The organism is Paenibacillus sp. BIHB 4019 (genome assembly GCF_002741035.1).
Lineage (GTDB): Bacteria > Bacillota > Bacilli > Paenibacillales > Paenibacillaceae > Pristimantibacillus.
In genome coordinates, this window is sequence record NZ_CP016808.1 from 929,605 (window position 1) to 948,824 (window position 19,220).

The 19,220-nt window shown below is 49.9% G+C and carries 12 protein-coding genes; 4 read left to right on the forward strand and 8 right to left on the reverse strand.

Translation table 11 applies throughout. The annotated features are described in order from the left end of the window. Positions 1-29 precede the first annotated feature (29 nt). The 8 genes from essC to BBD42_RS04085 all read right to left on the reverse strand — a co-directional run bounded on the left by essC (position 30) and on the right by BBD42_RS04085 (position 13,892). Positions 30-4,022, reverse strand: a complete 3,993-nt coding sequence (gene essC, locus BBD42_RS04050; protein ID WP_172455381.1) for a type VII secretion protein EssC — start codon at positions 4,020-4,022, stop codon at positions 30-32. A 724-nt stretch (positions 4,023-4,746) separates the two neighbouring features. After that, on the reverse strand, positions 4,747-6,087 hold the full coding sequence (locus BBD42_RS04055; protein WP_099517108.1) for a jacalin-like lectin: 1,341 nt from the start codon (positions 6,085-6,087) through the stop codon (positions 4,747-4,749). A 17-nt stretch (positions 6,088-6,104) separates the two neighbouring features. Continuing rightward, positions 6,105-7,049, reverse strand: coding sequence for a sugar phosphate isomerase/epimerase family protein (locus BBD42_RS04060; protein WP_099517109.1), 945 nt, complete (start codon positions 7,047-7,049; stop codon positions 6,105-6,107). Continuing rightward, positions 7,049-8,710, reverse strand: a complete 1,662-nt coding sequence (locus tag BBD42_RS04065) for an extracellular solute-binding protein (protein ID WP_099517110.1) — start codon at positions 8,708-8,710, stop codon at positions 7,049-7,051. Before BBD42_RS04065 ends, BBD42_RS04060 begins: the two co-directional genes overlap by 1 nt. Before the next feature lie 72 nt (positions 8,711-8,782). Beyond that, positions 8,783-9,655, reverse strand: a complete 873-nt coding sequence (locus tag BBD42_RS04070) for a carbohydrate ABC transporter permease (RefSeq protein WP_099517111.1) — start codon at positions 9,653-9,655, stop codon at positions 8,783-8,785. 282 nt (positions 9,656-9,937) lie between these two features. Further along, positions 9,938-10,855, reverse strand: a complete 918-nt coding sequence (locus BBD42_RS04075) for an ABC transporter permease (RefSeq protein ID WP_099517112.1) — start codon at positions 10,853-10,855, stop codon at positions 9,938-9,940. Positions 10,856-10,975: 120 nt separating this feature from the next. After that, a complete protein-coding gene (locus BBD42_RS04080; RefSeq protein ID WP_099517113.1) occupies positions 10,976-11,821 on the reverse strand; it encodes a response regulator transcription factor in 846 nt (281 codons plus the stop codon). Positions 11,822-11,846: 25 nt separating this feature from the next. Next, positions 11,847-13,892: a sensor histidine kinase gene (locus BBD42_RS04085; RefSeq protein WP_099517114.1), complete on the reverse strand. Its 2,046-nt coding sequence runs from the start codon at positions 13,890-13,892 to the stop codon at positions 11,847-11,849. A gap of 263 nt (positions 13,893-14,155) precedes the next feature. On the opposite strand from BBD42_RS04085, the gene BBD42_RS04090 reads away from it, so the two are divergent. From BBD42_RS04090 to BBD42_RS04105, 4 genes are all read left to right on the forward strand, one after another. Then, positions 14,156-15,238 carry a Gfo/Idh/MocA family protein gene (locus BBD42_RS04090; RefSeq protein ID WP_099517115.1) on the forward strand — a complete coding sequence of 361 codons (1,083 nt, stop codon included), beginning with the start codon at positions 14,156-14,158 and terminating at the stop codon, positions 15,236-15,238. Between the two features lie 17 nt (positions 15,239-15,255). Further along, positions 15,256-16,278 carry a Gfo/Idh/MocA family protein gene (locus BBD42_RS04095; protein ID WP_099517116.1) on the forward strand — a complete coding sequence of 341 codons (1,023 nt, stop codon included), beginning with the start codon at positions 15,256-15,258 and terminating at the stop codon, positions 16,276-16,278. 97 nt (positions 16,279-16,375) lie between these two features. Continuing rightward, complete coding sequence (locus BBD42_RS04100) at positions 16,376-17,395, forward strand: AraC family transcriptional regulator (RefSeq protein ID WP_099521441.1); 1,020 nt, start codon at positions 16,376-16,378, stop codon at positions 17,393-17,395. Positions 17,396-17,409: 14 nt separating this feature from the next. Next, positions 17,410-19,176, forward strand: coding sequence for a hypothetical protein (locus tag BBD42_RS04105; protein WP_099517117.1), 1,767 nt, complete (start codon positions 17,410-17,412; stop codon positions 19,174-19,176). Positions 19,177-19,220 lie beyond the last annotated feature (44 nt).

Consider the following 19,220-nt stretch of genomic DNA (forward strand, 5'->3'; position numbering starts at 1 on the left):
ATCTATTGGTCCTACTCCGCAGTACTGCTTCACAATACGGTCGGCATTTTCAATCTTTTAATTTCAGTGCCTATCACAAACCTTGCTTCGCCTTCTTGCATCTTGCGATTTAATTCCTGGAAATCACCTTTATAGCTGTCCCCAATGAGCGTTGTATGTTCAAATGGCTTGCCACCGACCAGCATCTTAGATTCCCCCTCAGCTAGTAACGGCACCAATGACGTCACCAACTGCAGCTGGTCTATTTCTTCCGCAAGCCCGCCAATCAATAAATGGACTCCTAAGCCCCCGCCAAAACGGGCTATTCTCTCCATATGCTGCAGGGAGTCACTATCCATTCGTTCAATAGAAGCTTTAATATCTGGAAGACAAATGATGAACAGTGGATATCGGCTGAGTATATAGTCACTTTCGTTAAACTGGTCAGGATCGTCCATATTCGCAACATATTCGCGGGAATCATTTTTCCTAATTTGCAATTGCTCTATAACAGAATGGGTTAATAATGAGAACTCGCCTTCCGTTCGCATATAATGAACATGTTCCAAATTAATATTTCCACTTGACTTAAGAACAGTTGAACTATCAAAAACATTGATTTTCACCCGTTCCGAATCGAGAAAAGCACTCATGGAGTGAAGCAAAGAAGCAAACAACAGCTCTGCATTTACAGATGGAGCATAAGAAAGAAGAAGATTGTTTGTGCTGCTTACATCCATCGCAAAGGGAAGAGTGCTATCCCAATCCAGCCCTACTGGAAAAGCATACTTCTGTTCACCTTGGCCGCCAGCATGGCTTTTTACATTTTCAATAAATTCCTTAATGCTCAGCTCATCCGGGATAATAGCAATCGTTTTTACTTGTTTCTTTTTCCATTTGTCCTTCATTTGCCCTGAGAGTACACGAATCCCTTCGGCAATCTGATCATCACTCTCCCCTTCAACAGGGGTAGCTCCTTGGAATTCCAAAGGCATTTGGTCTTTAACAAGTCCTCGTCCAACAACCTTCGCTGGCTCGAGCCCCTCTGTACGTCCAACAATGCTTGAATAATCGGAAGAATCCACCATCTGAAATACAATAGATTGCTTTATATTTTGCGCAATTCGGTAAGGGAACGTGTTTATTGCATTGCCTGTAAAAACAAAATAAATGCCGTAGTTTCCGCCTTCTCTTACTAGCTTCCCTAGCTCCAGCACTTGTTCCACATAGCTTTCAGCGAACCCCGTGTAATTATCTAGAGCAACAACGATAGAAGGAATCTCTTCTTTTGTATAAGAACGGTAAGCAACCAAATTACTAATCCCTAGCTTGGAAAATTTCCGCTTGCGATCTTCTAATTCGGTTAACAGCAATTGGAGTAATTTATCTACTTTTTGCTCATCTTCTGGATAAATAACGTCGCCTAGATGGGGGATATCGTTAAAAACACCTAGTGTCCTCGTACCAAAATCCAAAATGTAAAAATGCACGTAATCTGGATTGTATTTTAGGGCAAGTGACATCAAAATCGTTTTTAACATCGTTGTTTTCCCACTGCTTGGCGCACCATAGATTAGCAAATGCCCGTCTCGTCCAAAATCGATTTTGAGCTGGTACTGTGCTTGCTGTGAAGGGTTATCTATCAATCCCACAGGAGCAACTAGATAATCGCCCGGTTCCGTCCACTGCTGCCCATTCCATCCCTCTTCATTAACCAGCAGCTCTTGCAAGCTCAATAATTCCGGCAAAGGAGGAAGCCACAATTGGAAGGCTTCTCGAATATTTTGTTCTTCAGACACTCTATTAATATATTTCACTACGGATTCCAGCTGATTTAAGCGTTTAGACTCATTATGATTACTGACTTTAGGCAAAAGCCGTTTACGCTCCCCATTGATACTAAGCGAATTGGCTTTAATGGCTACCTCTTCCTCGCTATCCGTATTATTATAAGGAGCACCACTCCAGGAGGATTGGAATAAGGTAAACACTTCATTATTGCCTACTTGCAAATAGCCCCTGCCTTTTTCCTTTATCTCAGCAGCATCAGGACGCTTTAACATTTCCTGACTATCCGATGGCGTTTGGACCTTCAAGCATAATTTGAATCTGGAGTTACTCCATATTTGATCATCAACTACACCCGAGGGCTTTTGAGTGGCCAAAATAAGATGGATGCCTAGGCTTCGGCCAACCCTAGCCGCACTAACGAGCTCTTTCATAAACTCGGGTTGATCAGATTTCAGCTCAGCGAACTCATCCACAACGATAATTAAATGAGGCAGCGGCAATTGAACTTTATGCTCACGGTACAACACAATATAATCATCAATACTGGTTACGCCCGCTTCACCAAATAGACGTTGTCTACGCAAAAGCTCACTTTTAATGGAGGCAAGCGCTCTATTAATCTGGTTGCCGCCTAAATTCGTAATCGTTCCAACTAGGTGAGGCAGACCAGCAAAAGCATTTGCCATCCCGCCGCCTTTATAATCAATGAGAACGAAAGCAATTTCATGCGGATGGTAATTAACAGCCAAAGCAAGCAATAAGGATTGCAATAGCTCACTTTTCCCCGATCCCGTTGTACCGGCCACTAAACCATGAGGGCCATAATTTTTTTCATGCATATCAAAAAGCAACGTTTTGCCCGCACTAGCTTGACCGAGAGGCACAGCTAACGTCCGATTCGCTTGATTTTCTCCCCAGCGGTTAGTAATGTTCAATTCCTCAACCAGCTTCACATTAAAGCTATCCAGAAAAGTAACCATTGGAGGAATAAAGCTGTTATTTTTTGTCTCTTTAATCGTTAGAGGGGCCAACATTCTAGAAAAATGCTCTGCCCTCTTGCAGCTCACGCTATCTGATAAAAAATGATAAGTGGCTTGGCCCATACAGTTATTTTGATCTTTTCTCGTCATGCCTTGACCATTCTTCACTTCAATAATGACTTGGGAATTCAAAGGAAGCGCAACATCAATTCTCTCTGAGATAAAGATGCTTGTTATCCCTAACGAATCATTGTTAGAAACAATGTATTTCATTAGATCGGAGTCTTCCCACAAAGTGGGAGCCAGCATGAGAAAAACGTAATGCGGCAGCTTAATCGTCTTCGTACCATACGAGGGCTTATCCTCATCTCTCCGCTTCATTTCAGCTAATAGGACATCCGCAAGAATAGAAGCTTCGTATTCATTGCTAGCCAAAAAACGAATTTCACGATCTTTATCCCATGTGTGCGGAAGCCACTTCGTCCAGCCCCACATCTCCATTTCAGCCTGATCAAACAACCCCACAATTTTCACATCATCGAAGCCATGATGAGTTGTCAAATGAACAAGTAGGGCATTCAAAAACTCGCTAACTTCCGCCCTTTTTCCAAACAACCCTAACGTGCTAATCGACTGTAACGGAATTTGAACGGGGACATCCTGTACAAAGGCCATTTCCTCACAAATGGTGCTCGCTATTTTTTCTAATGGATTATCTTCATCTACTGCTTTTGTATTGGACGTGTATGTAGGATTAAGAGCTAAAGGCTGCATGCCATTCCCCATTCTGACTGACAAGAAATCAGTTTCAATTGCAGTCCTTTCCCACAATTGCTTCTGTCTCTGTTTAACGATGGAGATACATTCATCTATCGAGGGAGATATAACGCGGAGTGCTTCCCGTTGCTGATTAGATGCTTCCAATAATTCATAGCGGATATTAAATAAATAATCGAGGTACTTCTTTTCCTGCTTTTTCGTTTGCTCTTCATGTTTCTTAACCGTAGACCTGTAATTCAATATGGATACAACGACGGTAACAGTCGTCATTCCAATTGTAGAAATTAACATAATATGTGATTTAGTAAGAGTTGACATAAATATAGCAACAACAAGCATGGCAAGCGGCGGAACTAAAATCGTAAGCCATGAAAATGTCGGCTTGCCCAGCGGCCTCGCGGGGTCCTGAAGAACTAGTTCTCCATCTGGGTAATAAGGCATAATTCGAGGTGTTCTTTGAATTTGAGTGTCACTTGCGCTTTTTATATCCATATTTCTTACCACCATTTATCATATTTTTTATTTGGGAATAAAATAAAAATCATAATTTAAAATGTTAATTTAAATTAAATGAAATACTTATTCATTCATTAAATTGATTTTAATGGATGAAGTCCGGACATTTTCTTTCGCCTAAGCTCCTTTAAGGGAATTACATTTTGCGATAATTTCCAACATAATTTTTGTTTTTATTATACACCCAATTCTTTGAAAATTTCAATACATTAAATTACTCTCTGTACTAATGAAATAAATTTCTAAATCCTTGGTTTTAAACAGAAATTAATTGAAATTCATATTACATTTAAATTACTTTATTTAGGTTATTAAAACGCCGTTTTTATTTACGAATAATTAAAAGGAGACTTAAGGAGGGTGAAATTAGTCCTATTAAAACACTTTATGATTTAAACGGCTTCTAACATTCATTAAAAATAGGAAAATTAACCTATATCTAAAATTAGCTCTTTTCTTCATAATTCTTCCTCCATTTCAGCTTTTATGTGATACGAAATTCATCATCTGTATCAGTTATGAACCACAAATTCCAAAACTTTGATGTAAACACGTCTCTTTTACATTCCCATCTGTAATATAGCCAAATATCTCTTTTTAAGATTTTCTTCACTCGTTTTTTGGAACACAAATATAGGGCAGCAGGATTCTTTCCCTACTGCCCTGTATTTAAAATGCTATTCCCTCCCTGCCGTTTCCCTTACAGCTTCTTATAAATGACGCCCAACCGATCCATCTCACTATCCGCTTTGCCATAAAACCCGGCAATATACCAGCCTTCCGGCGCGGTATAGGTTGCCGCATCGGACGTCGTAGTGCCGCCAGACAGCACTTGCCCTTTGTTAGTCGTAAACTTGGCATAGAAGATGCGCATGCCGCCGTTGCGGCTGCCTTGGTTCAGCACTACACTTTTCACATACTCATCCGAAGCGAGTTGAATGCTGCTCTGCGCAGCTGACGTTCCCCCAGCACTCAGCACCACCCCGCTTGCAAACCCCAGCTGGATGCCATCCAGACGCGAGCCGCTGCGGATGCTGAGCGAGGTCAGCCGCTGACCGCCCGGCAAATGCGCCAGCTGGTTGAAATGCTCGCCGCCAGTGCCGCCGAACGGCGCACTGAGCGAAATCTGCGCCGACAGCTGGTAGTTAAACTTTGTACTAATGGCAAAATGATCCGAAAGCTGATTGCCCGCAGCGTCCACAAATTTCGTATCCTCCAGCTTATACTGGGCCGGGGTCAGCGTAATCGCTGGACCGCTGCGATAGAAGATTTTATCAACGACCTCATTGTTCGGGCCATTGCGATTTGTTGCATCAATAAGCGCGTCGCCCATAGCAGGCACGCTGCCGCCGCGAACCAGCTGCACCCATACGTCGGTCAGCCCCGTCGCTGCCGTCATTTCCTGCAGCAGGGCGAGCTCCCGCGTATACCTCGTATTCGTATCCCCGAATACGATAACGGCATTGCCGTCCGAATGCTGATTGATATATGCATACATTTGGCGAATATTCGAAGCCCGCGCCGCCATGGAGCCGGGATCAACATCCGCGTCGGCATGCAGATTGTACACATCGACATAAGCGCCTGGGGCTAGCTCATGCCGGGATGCGGTAAAGCCCTTCGGCGTAAGCTGGTCGCTGCCGCTGTCAAATACGCCGTAGGCTTCCTTCCATTTTACCCGTGCCAAATCGGTAAAAGGAAACTTGGACAGCATGTTCAGTCCGCTCCCAATAAGTGCCGGGCCACTCGTCGCAGTCTTATAAGAATGGTTCGCAGCAGAGATCAGCTGGCTGTGGTAATTGAAGTCTTCCTGCACATTCACAATATCAAAATCATTGAGCAAAGGACTGATCTGTGTAGTGAACTGCTCCGGATTGGAGCTGGATAAAAAACCTGGCAGCCCGCCTACATTGTAGCTAAGCACCGAGAAGCTTCCCGATTCCCCCGCAGCGTTAGCAACGCTTCCTCCGAAAGGAACAAAACCAACTACTAATGAAACCGACAATGCCACTGCCAAGCCAACGCGTCTGAGACTTCCCATTTGATCGCTCTCCTCCACTATTTCACAAGTATTTTACCCGTGATCCGCTCATGACTGAGATGAATGTCTTCTGGCGTGCACTTATCTTTAAGCTCATACACTTTAATCGGAGCCGCAGCAATAATAGCGATGAAGTTGTCAAAATAGTTCTCGTCTCCGCTATGAATATACGGGCACCAATGATCGGACAAGCCGACGGTCTCATGAATATGGACGCCGAGTATTTTATCCTTAAGCGCATTCGCTTCCTTCACATTATCGTAAAGGCCCATGCGGTCCATCATCATGCCATGCCCGATGTCGTACCACAGATAAAGCGGCGCTCCAGCCAACTGCTTGATTAAATAACCGGCTTCCTGAAGCGTCGGCATTTGGTAGCAGCGCGAGCGTGTCTCAATGCCGATTCCCATGTGAATGTTGCGCGCCGCGAGCTGCTCGAACACCTGCTCCAAGCTTTCCTGCATCAGCCGCAAATACGTGCCGCTCTCCTTCGTCCGCACTTCCAGCATTTCGTTCCACAGCTTCTGGTAAGCTGCCGAATCGCGGCCCTCTGCATGGTAAATCCGCTTCAATTCCTCATCAATGTTGTAGGGAAAAGGAACCTCCCCCGGATGCACGACTACGCCTTCCGCTCCGTAACGTACCGCATGTTCCACCGTCTGAATAAGCAGCTCCACCGCCCGTGCGCGCATAGCCTTATCCGGATAGCCAAGCATTAAGGAGTCCGTGTCGAACTCCTTGCCTGGCAAATGCGGGAACACATGATGCACGCTTGATACGCCAATGTCGCCTCGCGCTATCATCGGTTCAATCGTCTTCATCAGCTCTGCCGTCACATTGTAATTAAGCTCAACCCTGCGGAAGCCGAGGCTTTTAATTTCCTCGATCATCTCGCTCCCTGTTTGATGCCTTTTGATGTTCCAACAGGTAGAAAATGAATATTCCGCTTTGTCTATGCTCATTATTTTGCCAGCTCCTTTTGTTGTTCGACTATCGTCCAAATATCATCGGACAGAAAAGCCGTATCTTTGTTCGTCTCGTACCACTCATTCATAAAATCTATGATTTTTTGTCCGCCTGCTTTTTCCCATGCTGCCTTGGCATCCTTAACCGCCTGCTCGGCGCTGTAGCCTTTGCCATTCACAACTGCCTTGACGTAAATATCCGTAATTTCCTTCAGAGTGTTCGTACGGATCACATCAAGATCGCTAGACAGGCCTGGAATGTGATCGCCAAGCGTAAAGCCCGGATATTCCTTCGTTGGATCTAAGTACATATCTTTCGCCTTTAGATACATGTCCAAGCCTTCCTTCTGCACCGGATCGCCAGGGTCGAATTGATTAGCAACAAAGTTGCATTTATCCGTTCCTCTGCTCAGGAACAAGCCGTAGCCGCCCGCATAGCCAGCTTCCGTCTGCCATTTGTCCGCATCAGGGATGACGGCGCAGCCGTTGTCGCCCTCTGTCCAGTGCACCCCTTTCTCACCCTTCAGCAGCATTTCAGTTGTAGACGGCTCTAAAATAAAATTAATATATTCAGCAGCCGCTTGCGGATTTTTTGTATTTGCATTAAATACCGTCGTCATTTGAATGGGGTTGTCAATCGCACCAGTATATTGGCCGAACGGCGATTTCGGATACGCCAGCGGCTCTACCACGGCCGTAGGCACGTTGCCCTTCAACGTCACCAAATCCTTCGTCGTAAACTCAAACCACGATACGCTGTAATTGACATAAATGCCGAGCTTGCCTGTCAGAAAATCCTGTTTCGCCTTTGTTCCGTCTTTATCGCTAATATAATCGCGGTCGATGGCACCTTGCTCATACAGCTGCTTTTTAAACGTAAGCGCAGCCAGTTCTTTATCCCATTGGCGCACAATTTTTCCATCCTGCAGACCCCAGCTGTGCTCCTGCTGAATGCCGAATAGCTCGTTGACCGCCCCATCGGAGTAATAGCTGATGTTGATGCCATACGTATCGCGCTTGCCATTTTTATCCGGGTCCTTATCTGCAAACGCCTGGGCAACCTGCAGCAGCTCCTCCGTCGTCTTCGGCATTTCCAATCCAAGCTCCTTCAGCCAATCGGTTCGGATGAACAAAATATGCAGCGGATTCGCCTCATTGACGCGGCCCATTTCGTACAGCTTGCCGTCCGGCTTCGTGCCGACCTGCTTAAGCTGCGGATATTCATCCATCAGCGCCTTGTAATTCGGCATGTATTGCAGCAGATCATCGAGCGGCAGCAACTGCTTTTGCTCATAAATGTTGTTGCGGAATGCGGCATTTGTCTCATTAATAATGTCGGGCGCCGAGCCGGATGCGAACATCATATTGAGCAGCTTTTTGGACTCGCTGCGCAGGACAGGCACAAAGGTCGGATCGACCGGGCCCGTGTCCTTGATCCACTTCGTCCAGCGATTGCTCTCATACGAGCCTTCCGTTGAAGCGACCGATCCTCGGTCTTGAACGACGACCGACACTTGTCCCTTCGCCGCTGCTGCGCTGACTCCACCGCCTGCTGCTTGCGTGCCTCCTGCTTCCTTCTCCGAGCTGCATCCGCCAATTGCCAGACCTGCTGCCAGCAGCGAAACGCCTGCGAGCTTCTTCCAACTGTTTCTCATCATCACCGGTTTATCCCTCCGAATGGTTTGAATGGTGGTAGCCTTGCTTATTCAGCCATGACGCCATCAGCCTATTTAGCCTTTAATGGAGCCCAGCATAACACCCTTTACGAAGTACTTTTGCAAAAAAGGATAAATCATCAGCATCGGCACAACCATGAACACGACGCCGACCGCGCGAATCATTTCATTCGTCAGCTTCTGCTGGTCCTGCATGTCATTGGCGGCATTGACGAGCATATCGTTCGACTTGAGCACCGCCTGCACGACAACGGTAAAATTTTGCATGTCGCTTTGGTTGATATACATTAACACATGCATGAACGAATTCCAGTAGCCTACGCCATAAAATAAAGCGAGCGTCGCGATGATCGGCATCGACAGCGGCAAAATAATCCTCGTCAGCAATGTGAATTCGCCGCTGCCATCCATTCTCGCGGATTCATCAATTTCACGCGGAATATTTTCGAAATAACTGCGCATTAGCAGCATGTTGTACGTACTGACGAGCCCAACCAGCCATAGCGACCAGTACGAGTTGATCAGCCCAAGGTTTTTCACGACGATATAGGTCGGAATAATGCCCCCGGAGAACAGCATCGTGAACACCATCGCCAGCAGCATGAAGCGCCGCCCGACCAAATAAGGACGGGATAGCGGATACGCCGCTAGAATTGTAGCTGCCATGCTGAGCAGCACGCCGCCTATCGTAATGATGGCACTGTTTTTCAGCGCCCGAAGTGCTGGCGTTCCTTCGAAGAAAAAGGAATAGGCGGTAAACTGAAAGCCTACCGGCCACAGAAACACATGGCCCGATTCGACCGCACCCCGCTCGCTGAGCGAAACGGCGACAATATGAATAAATGGCAGCAGACAGGTTAGCCCCAGCAGCGCCAGCAGCAAATAGTTAATGACATAAAACACGCGTTCTCCAAGACTACTCCTCATCTCTTATTCCTCCCAAAAATGTAACAAGCATAAACGGTGTGTTCGCTTCCGTTCTTTTTTCCCCCTTTTAAAAGGAGGGTGAAAAAGGCGAAGCGGAATGAAAAGGTTGAGCTGGAGAAACGGTAGTGTTCGCTTAAAGCTTTCCGTAGGAAAGCAGCTTCGGAAGCATATGCTTTTACCCTTGAATTTCCCCTTAGGGAAATATAATTCGGAGAAATTCAAGGGTAATGGCGATCGGAAGCCAAGCTTTTCATGCAGCACAGCCTCTTTTTCACCACACTTTTAAAACAGCCCTTGGTCGTATTTGCGAGCAATCCTATTCACCCCAATAACGAGCAGGAAAGCGATTAACGATTCGAACAAGCCCATCGCCGTCGTCAGGCTGAACTGCGCCTGCTGCAAGCCCATTTTATAAATATAGGTGCTGATGACCTCCGACACGCCGGATACCGCATCATTTTGCAAATTGTACACTTGGTCAAAGCCGACCTCCATCACCCGGCCCATCGCCAAAATCAGCAGCAGCACAATCGTGTGCCGAATGCCTGGCAGCGTAATATGCCAAATTTGCCGCCACTTGGTCGCACCGTCGATGCTCGACGATTCATAAAGCGCCGGGTTGATCGTTGTAAGCGCTGCCAAATATATGATCGTATTGAAGCCCATTTCCTTCCAAACACCGGCGCCGACGAAAATCGCTGTCCACGAAAACGAATCGTACAGGAAGGAGCGCGTCTCCACCGAAAACAGCTCTAAAATTTTATTAATCGACCCGCCGTCGGTTGCGAACAGCGTCAGAACGATGCCCGCCACAATAACCCATGAGAAAAAATGCGGCAAATAGACGATCGTTTGAATCCATTTTTTAAACCAGGATCGTCCGATCTCGTTAATCATGAGCGCCAGCACGATCGGAATCGGGAAGCCGAACGCCAGATTGAGCAGACTGAGCCAGAAGGTGTTCCAAATAATTTGCGTCGTGTTTGCTGTCGTGAACAGCAGCTCATAGTTTTTCCAGCCGACCCACGGACTGCCGAGAATGCCGTCAGCGAAATTATAGCTTTTGAAAGCAATAATCAGCCCGCCCATCGGGATGTACTTAAAAATCACATAAAACGCTATGACCGGCAGCAGCATCGCATAGAGCCATAGATTTTGCTTGAATTTCAGCGTGCTTATCGTTTGCCTTGGTGTGCTCATGTGGCCCTCCTGTCTGCTTTGGCTTTCATCTACCTCAAGTATAAACAGCGCAAAAAAAAGAACCCTTAAAAAATTATAGATAAAAACTATAACTTTTTTGGCTCTTTTCCAAACTCGTGCCTAGTGGCCGCGGCGGCATTCCTTTGGCGATATTTGATAATATTGCTTGAACACGTTGGTAAAATAGTTCGGCTCATCGAAGCCGGTCGCACTCGATATTTCGAAAATTTTCAAATCAGTCGTTTTCAGCAAATGCATCGCCTGCTCCATGCGAACCCGGGTGACGAAGCTCGTGAAGCTTTCACCCGTCGTCTTCTTGAACAAGACGCTGAAATAGCTCGGATTCAGGTGTATGTGTGCGGCAACCTCCGCCATGCGGCAGGCCTCGGCAAAATGCTGCCCGACATAGGCGATTGCCTTGTCAATCGCGCTTTCCGGCTTCCCTTGCATGAGCTGGGCGAGCTTCGCCTCATGCGAGGTTGCAGGGCTGGATGAAGAATGTACAACTGACAAACTTGCCTGCTCACCAAGCGGCAGCGTACTCGCGAGCGCCGCCGTCTGCTGTTCCCGCTCCATCAGCTGCCTGCTCTGGAAGCGTTCATTGGCTTTGCCAAGCACGAGCCGCACATCCTCCTCCGTGCAGGGCTTGACTAGATAGTCCAGCACGCCAAGCTTAAGCGCCGCCTGCGCATAGTCGAAGCTGCGAAAACCCGTCAGGACGATGACAATCGTATCCGGATGGCAGCGCCGCAAATGGGTTACCAGCTCAATGCCATCCATCGCCGGCATGCGGATATCTGTGAGCACTAAATCCGGCTTGTGCTGCTCAGCCAGCTTGAGCGCATCCAGCCCGTTAGCGGCCTCGCCCACCACATTCCATGCATGACCGCTCTCTTCGATCATTCGAACAAGCCCTCTGCGAAAATGACGCTGATCCTCCACTACCATTGCGTTGCCGAATCCCATTGGCGCTGCTCCTCTCTTTTCGCTGCTAAGCGGTCAGCTTAGGCAAATATAACCGCATTATTGTCCCCTTCGTCAGCTCGCTCTCGATTTCCAGCCGATACGGCGCTCCGTACAGCAGCTCAATACGGCGCGACACGCTGCGAACACCTAAATTGTCCCGGCGCTCAGCGCTGCTGCCTTCATCTGTGTCCGCCTGCCATGACGCTGCCGAAAGCCTGCCGCCGGATGGTTCCATCCCCATCGCAGCATCCGCTGAGACATCTGCTAGGGCATCCGCCGCTCGTTCCGCTCGCGCCGCCTGCTCTTGCGCCTGCATTTGCCGCGCCGTTGCTGCCATTCGGGCCTGCTCCTGCGATCGCATTTGACGCGCCGTTTCTGCGTTCCGGGCCTCCTCCTGCGATCGCATTTGCCGCGCGGACGCTGCTATCCGAGCCTCCTCCAGCACGCCCGATCCGCCATGCAGCAGCTCGTCAATAAGCGCTTGCGGCATGCCGCACCCATTATCTGCAATATCGAAGCGCAGGAAGCAATCCTCCTCGGCGATTCGAATATGCAGCGTTTTATGCGACAGGGTGCTTAGAAACGCATGCTGAAACACATTTTCCACCAGCGGCTGGAGCAGCGAGCGCATCACCTTGTAAGGCATTACCTGCTCATCTGCATCGATGGTGAATGCCAGGTCCGTCTCGAACAGCTCCGCCTGAATCTTCACATAGTTGCGGATCTGGCGCACCTCTTCCTGCACCGTTGTCGGCGTTCGGACGGGCATCAGCGAATGGCGCAGCAGTCCAGATACGGCCGCGATCAGTGCAGCTGTGTCGCGCTCGCCCCCTGCCTGCAGCTTCCAGTACACCTCATTGAAGAAATTGTACAAAAAATGGGGATTCAGCTGCGCTTGCAGCGCCTTAAGCTCTGCCTCCCTCTCGCTGAGCTGCGTCATATACACCTCTTTAATAAGCTGCTCCACATGCTCAGCCATAGCATTGAAGCTGTCGCCGATATACGCAAGCTCATCATTTGATCGCACCTCAATGCGCGTCTCGAATTTGCCGTCGCGCAGCCGTTTGAGGCCGCGCAGCAAATCGCTCAGCGGACGCAGCAGCCGCTCGGCAGCGAGCGCAATCAGCATGCTCGCCAGCACGGCGCTGATCAGTCCGGCGATGACGATCTTTTCGGCAATACGCCGATTTTTATCTTGAATTTCCAGCATTGACTTGGCATTGACCAGCTCAAAGCCGTCTGTGCCGGCGCGGCTCGACTTGCTGCGCGCATACACCTCGTCATCGCTCGCCCAAGAATCGGGCAGCTGGCGAATTTCCGCTAAGCGCTCTGCCGTCAGCCCTTTCTCATTGGTGTAGAGCAGCTGCTCGCCATTAAACAAATACACCTTGCCTGCATTATTTTTGGTCAGCTCGCTTAAGCTGCCTGCCAAATATTGCTCGTCAATCGTAATGACCAGCATGCCGTAGGGCTGAAGCGAGTTATTTTTCATCAGCCTGGTTGCCACAATCGTATGCCTAAAGCCATCTGGCTCAATGCCGCTTGGCAGCGCCATATTCATCCACACCAGCTGGCCGCTCGTTCCCTTCACCTTGCCGCGAATTTGGCCGAGCGCCTCCTCATCCAGCGCATTTATGACCGGCGTATTGTAGCGATAGTAAATCATGCCGTTCGTCAGATTAAACATGTAAAGGCCCGTTATGTAGGGCGCATCGGACTTTAGCTGATTGATGAGCTCATCGATGCGCTCCTTCTCCAAATACAGCTCGAACGCATCCTCATCCTTGTAGGTATTGAACCGTCCGATCATTTCCTCGATTTCCTTGTGAAAAACAATCGTCTGCGAGATGCGCTTCATTTCCTGCACCTTAAGCTCCAGCTTCGTCAACGCCTCGCAGTTCGTAATCGCCACCTGCTTGCTCATTTCCTCCTTGAACAGCCGCTGATTGCTTTGGTAGGTCAAATAGCCTGCCGTGCCGGAGGCGACCATGAGGATACACGTTAAACTGGCGATAAGCTTGAGTTTAAAGCTTTTGGTAGCGCTTACCCAAATCTTCGGCCAAATTCTCATCTACCGCTCACCCCCATTATGTATCCAGTATAGGTAAGAGGATCCAAGAGCGCAAACCCCTTTTTTAATATAGCTTGCACAAATCGCAAACCCCTATAAATTTTCTGTTATAAAGAACCCCTTCCTCCTCAACCGTTTTTAACTTTGTCGCAAAAGTGCATATTTCATTGTCGCAATCTGCTCATTTCATTCGGTTCTCAGCCCGTGATAGAATGAGCGCAAGAAAAGCGATATGCAAGCAATATACTTGAGGAGGATGTACGATGTCAGCAATATTTAAAGTCGCGCTCATCGGCTGCGGCGGCATTGCAAACGGCAAGCATCTGCCAAGCCTAAGCAAAATCAGTGAAGCAAGCCTTGTCGCCTTTTGTGATATTCAGCGCTCCAATGCGGAGCAAGCTGCTGCCCAGTATGGCACGCCAGGTGCAATAATTTACGAGGATTACCGCGAGCTGCTCGCTGACCCATCGATTGATGTCGTTCATGTGTGCACCGCTAACGATACCCATGCCGAAATCGCCATTGCAGCGCTGGAGGCTGGCAAGCATGTCATGTGCGAGAAGCCGATGGCGAAAAAAGCCGCCGATGCCCGTGCCATGGTAGAAGCCGCGAAGCGCTCCGGCAAAAAGCTCACCATCGGCTACAACAACCGTTTCCGTTCCGACAGCCTGCTGCTCAAAAAAATGTGCGAAGCCGGCGAACTTGGCGACATCTATTATGCGAAGGCCCATGCGCTGCGGCGGCGCGGCGTTCCCACTTGGGGCGTATTCCTCGACGAAGACAAGCAAGGCGGCGGCCCGCTGATCGACATTGGCACGCATGCGCTGGATTTGACGCTGTGGCTCATGAACAACTACGAACCCCATGTCGTGCTGGGCACGTCCTATCATAAGCTGTCCAAGCGTGAAAATGCCGCCAATTCCTGGGGCCCATGGGACCCGGCGAAATTTACCGTTGAAGACTCCGCCTTCGGCATGATCGTCATGAAGAACGGCGCGACCATTATGCTCGAAGCCAGCTGGGCGCTGAATACGCTCGATACGAAGGAAGCCCGCACGACGTTAAGCGGTACAGAAGGCGGCGCAGATATGACAGATGGACTGCGCCTAAACGGCGAGAAATATGGTAAACTGTACGAGAATCAAATCAAGCTCGATCCGAAGGGCGTCGATTTCTATGAAGGCAAGAAGGAATCGATGCAGGATGTGGAAATGAGGCTGTGGTTTGATGCGCTGCTGAATGATACGGAGCCGGTCGTCACGCCAGAGCAGGCTTGTGTTGTTTCGGAGATACTAGAGGCCATTTATGAATCCGCTGCGTCAGGTAAAGCGGTATACTTCGACTGAAAGCGAGGCTTCTCTACATGCAAAAACCGATTCGCACAGCTGTATTAAGCTTCTGGCATGTGCATGCGAAGGACTACGCCTTGCAGGCACAGCAGCATCCAGGCACCGAGCTCGCCGCTATCTGGGACGAGCAGCCGGAGCGCGGCCGGGCGGAAGCTGAAGCCCGGGGAATCCGTTTCTATGAGCAGCTGGACGAGCTGCTGGCGGAGGCCTCCATCGACGCTGTGATTGTGACTGCCCCAACGGCCGACCATCCGGAAATCATAAAAGCAGCAGCAGCGGCGGGCAAGCATATTTTTACCGAAAAGGTTATCGCCTTGACGCTTGCGGAGTGCGACGGCATTTTGGAGAGCGTGCGGCAAGCTGACGTTGCGCTAACCGTATCGCTGCCCCGGCTGAATACGCCGTTCACGCAAGCCGCACAGCAGTTGGCTAGCGATGGCTTGCTTGGCGAGTTAACGCTTGTGCGCGCTCGCCTGTCCCATAGCGGCGCTTTGCCCACCGAGCTTGAACCGCTCGGCTATTTGCCGGAAGCTTTCTTCCAGCAGGCTCAAAGCGGCGGCGGCGCCCTAACTGATCTCGGCTGCCATCCGATGTACTTGGTGCGGCTGTTTCTGGGCATGCCGAGCAGCGTGAGCGCAAGCTTCGGTTATGTGACCGGCAAAGAAGTCGAGGACAACGCAGCCGTCACGCTGCGATATGCGAGCGGAGCGCTTGGCCTTGTGGAGGCCGGGTTCGTCAACCACGCCTCCCCGTTCACGCTTGAGCTGCATGGTACCAAAGGCAGCCTGATTTACTCCGCGCTGGACGGCAAGCTGATGTACCGGAGCGTGCTGCTCGAAGAAAATGGCAGCAAGCGCTGGCATGAAGCTCCGCTTCCAGCCGCGCTCCCCACCTCCTTCGAGCAGTGGGTCAGCCACATTCGCGGCGGTACGAGAGCCGAGCATAATATTGCTCTCGCAAGGGATTTAACAAGGTTAATTGAAGCATCCAATCAATCGGCTTTAAGCGGCGTTGCCTGGCAGCTCGGGGGCCGCTAGCCTAAGATGCCTCCTGCCGGAAACAGGCTGCAAGCAGCCTGTTTCCAGCAGGAGGTTTTGAGCATTATCATTTCTCTTGGTCATGGAGGAGCCTGGCATGGAAACGAATCACCAGCAGCGGGGCAGCGGCAGCACATATCCCTATGAGCTTATGCAGGAGCAGCAGCATGCGCTTGAGCATCTGCATGCCGATTTTCGCTGGGGCGGCTACGGCATCAAGGTCATGCGTTTTCATCATGCGGCCTTCCCACCGGGCAAAATCATCCCCTTCCACAAGCACTCGGAGGAATTTGAGTTTCATTTCATTGCGCAGGGAAGCGGCTCCGTCATCATCAGCGATACGTTCCATGCGCTTACGGCTGGCATGATGTATTTAACGAAGCCTAATGTTATGCATTATCAGGAGGCAAGCGCAGATGAAGGCATGAATGAGCTGTGCCTGCGCATTCAAATTGTCGATTTGGATGCGAAAAGCCAGCAGGGGGAGCAAGCGACCGCGGCCGCTATCGCGAGGGACAACGAACCGTTCGAAGGTCGCGGCTGGGGCGAAAGTTGGGAACGCGCCGAAGCGAAGGCCTGCATGGAGCAGCTTGCGCTCATTCCCGAGCTTCCGATTGCTGACAGCTTCCGCTGCATGGAATGCTTTCTGGATGCTTATCGCGCCTGGTACGAGGGACAGCCCGGGCTTTATTCGATTTTGAAGCAATCGATCATTAACATTATGCTGCGAATGAGCCGGGGTTATTTTCCCATTGCAAGGCAGCCGCTTCCATCCAGAGATATGATCCATTTCCGCTATAAGCTGGCGGAGCAGTTTATTAAAGACAATTACCAGGAGCCGTTCACGCTGGAGCTTGTGGCAGAGCGCGTCCAGATTAGCGCGCGCCAGCTGCAGCGCATTTTCAAAACGCATTCCGACCAAACGTTCAGCAGCTACGTAGAACAAGTCAGATTGGCCCATGTGTGCACGCAGCTGCTTGAAAGCAGCGAGACGGTCGAGGTGCTGGCCCAGCAGCATGGTTTCTCCAGCGCAAGCTATCTACACCGTGTCTTTCGCAAAAAATACGGCTGCACTCCCGCTCAATACCGCAAGCATTCAAAACAACCACAAACCTAAAAAGGAGCAACATCATGGACTCCATCTATCAGCGCTTGGTGCAATTGAATGATCAGCTTGTCACATTATCTCTTGACCTTCAAATTAAGGACTCGGCGAGCCGCAATGTCGGGGGCATCATCGACTCTTTTACAGGCCTGCCCCATCCAAGCCATGTCGGAACAGGCGCTGTTATCGCAAAGTGGACAGCTGCTTTGTGCAGTCCAGAATCGGCATTCTACCGCGACAACCAGCTGCTAGCCAATCTTGAGCTTGCCCTGCAATATATGCTGAACCGCCAGCATAGCGACGGAACGATTACGCTAGGATCAACCAACTACCATTCGCCGCCGGACACCGGTTTTGTGGTTATTGGCTTTGCGCAGCTTTATGAGCTATTGGTGCAGCAATGTGTGGAGCATCCTGCTTTTGAAAAAGCCGCCTCCCTGCTTGCGCTGTTCCTGAAACGGGCAACGCCAGCTATGCTTGAAGGCGGATGCCATACGCCAAACCACCGCTGGATTCTGACAGCGGCCCTTGGCCTGCTGAACAGGTCGTTCCCTGATCCGGCGCTCGTCGCTCGTGCGAATGCTTGGCTTGCGGAAGGCATTGATATTACGGCCGATGGCGAATGGACCGAGCGCAGCAATGGCATCTACAATGCCGTAAGCGATATTGCCCTGTATCATACCGCGCTATCGCTTGATCGCCCTGAGCTGCTGGAGAGCGTACGCAGCAATTTGCGGATGATGCAATATTTGGTCCACCCATCCGGCGAGGTCGTAACCGACTATTCCGGCAGGCAGGATTATGGACAGCCTTCGGATATGTCCGGCTATTTTCTCACCTACCGCTTGATGGCTTCGTATGACCGTGATCCGCTATTTGCCGCCCTATCCGATTATGCAGGTCCTTTCTATAAGCAATTTTTCTCGGTGACAGACCATCCGCTTATTGGCTACCTGCTCTATCCTGAGCAAATGGACATCAGCCATCTTGAGCGGGCTTCACTTCCAGACCAGTATGTAAAAGTGATCAATGGACAGCACCCGATTCATGAAGATTTGCAGCAGATGAAAAAGCTAGGGCATCAGCTCCACATTACACACAGCTCCGCGCATACCGCCTTCGGCGCGCCGCTAGTCCGTGTCCGCAATGGACAGACAAGCGCAACGGTCATGACGAATGCGCCATCCTTCTTCTCGCTCCGTCATGGCTCGGCAAATCTGCTTGCCGTTAAAGTTTCGACCGCCTTTACACCAGGCGTTGTCAGCTTCGACCAGTTTCAAGCGGAGGACGGGCATTACAAGCTCGGCAAACGCATGTATAAAGGCTACAACGGGCCTATTCCAAAGGGTTCGCTTCCGCCGCTGAAAGCAGACGGTGTAACAGCGGCTGCTCCTTGGTACCTGCTTCCCCATGGAGAGCGGGAAACGACGCATTTGCAGGAGCATATTATTGAATCCGAGCTAACGCAAACAGCAGATGGCTGGGACATTCATCTGTATTCCGATAAGGTGCAGGAAGATGTAATGACGCAGCTGACGTTTATTTTTGCCAAAGACGGCAAGCTTAGCGGCGAAGGTCTCGAAGCCATTGCGGGCAGCAGCAACTACTTTTTGAAGCAGGGCTCCTGCCGCTTTGAAACCGCCGATGGCTCAGCAATTGAGCTGACGTCCGGCGCATTCGAGCACTGGATGCCTTCTGTTCGCGACGATAGCCACCCGGTTGGGTGTCAAAGCGTTATTGTGAATCTGGTGGCCCCAATCGATAACCGCTTTTCGATTCGGTTATCGTCGTAAAAGCCTTGGTGAAAGTTGGCTGCGCTGCATGAAAGGCTTGACTT

What these genes read in the sequence shown, in the direction of transcription:
- essC (WP_172455381.1), bottom strand. Translation starts at nt 4,022, where the DNA reads ATGGATATAAAAAGCGCAAGTGACACTCAAATTCAAAGAACACCTCGA.
- BBD42_RS04055 (WP_099517108.1), bottom strand. Translation starts at nt 6,087, where the DNA reads ATGGGAAGTCTCAGACGCGTTGGCTTGGCAGTGGCATTGTCGGTTTCA.
- BBD42_RS04060 (WP_099517109.1), bottom strand. Translation starts at nt 7,049, where the DNA reads ATGAGCATAGACAAAGCGGAATATTCATTTTCTACCTGTTGGAACATC.
- BBD42_RS04065 (WP_099517110.1), bottom strand. Translation starts at nt 8,710, where the DNA reads ATGATGAGAAACAGTTGGAAGAAGCTCGCAGGCGTTTCGCTGCTGGCA.
- BBD42_RS04070 (WP_099517111.1), bottom strand. Translation starts at nt 9,655, where the DNA reads ATGAGGAGTAGTCTTGGAGAACGCGTGTTTTATGTCATTAACTATTTG.
- BBD42_RS04075 (WP_099517112.1), bottom strand. Translation starts at nt 10,855, where the DNA reads ATGAGCACACCAAGGCAAACGATAAGCACGCTGAAATTCAAGCAAAAT.
- BBD42_RS04080 (WP_099517113.1), bottom strand. Translation starts at nt 11,821, where the DNA reads ATGGGATTCGGCAACGCAATGGTAGTGGAGGATCAGCGTCATTTTCGC.
- BBD42_RS04085 (WP_099517114.1), bottom strand. Translation starts at nt 13,892, where the DNA reads ATGAGAATTTGGCCGAAGATTTGGGTAAGCGCTACCAAAAGCTTTAAA.
- BBD42_RS04090 (WP_099517115.1), top strand. Translation starts at nt 14,156, where the DNA reads ATGTCAGCAATATTTAAAGTCGCGCTCATCGGCTGCGGCGGCATTGCA.
- BBD42_RS04095 (WP_099517116.1), top strand. Translation starts at nt 15,256, where the DNA reads ATGCAAAAACCGATTCGCACAGCTGTATTAAGCTTCTGGCATGTGCAT.
- BBD42_RS04100 (WP_099521441.1), top strand. Translation starts at nt 16,376, where the DNA reads ATGGAAACGAATCACCAGCAGCGGGGCAGCGGCAGCACATATCCCTAT.
- BBD42_RS04105 (WP_099517117.1), top strand. Translation starts at nt 17,410, where the DNA reads ATGGACTCCATCTATCAGCGCTTGGTGCAATTGAATGATCAGCTTGTC.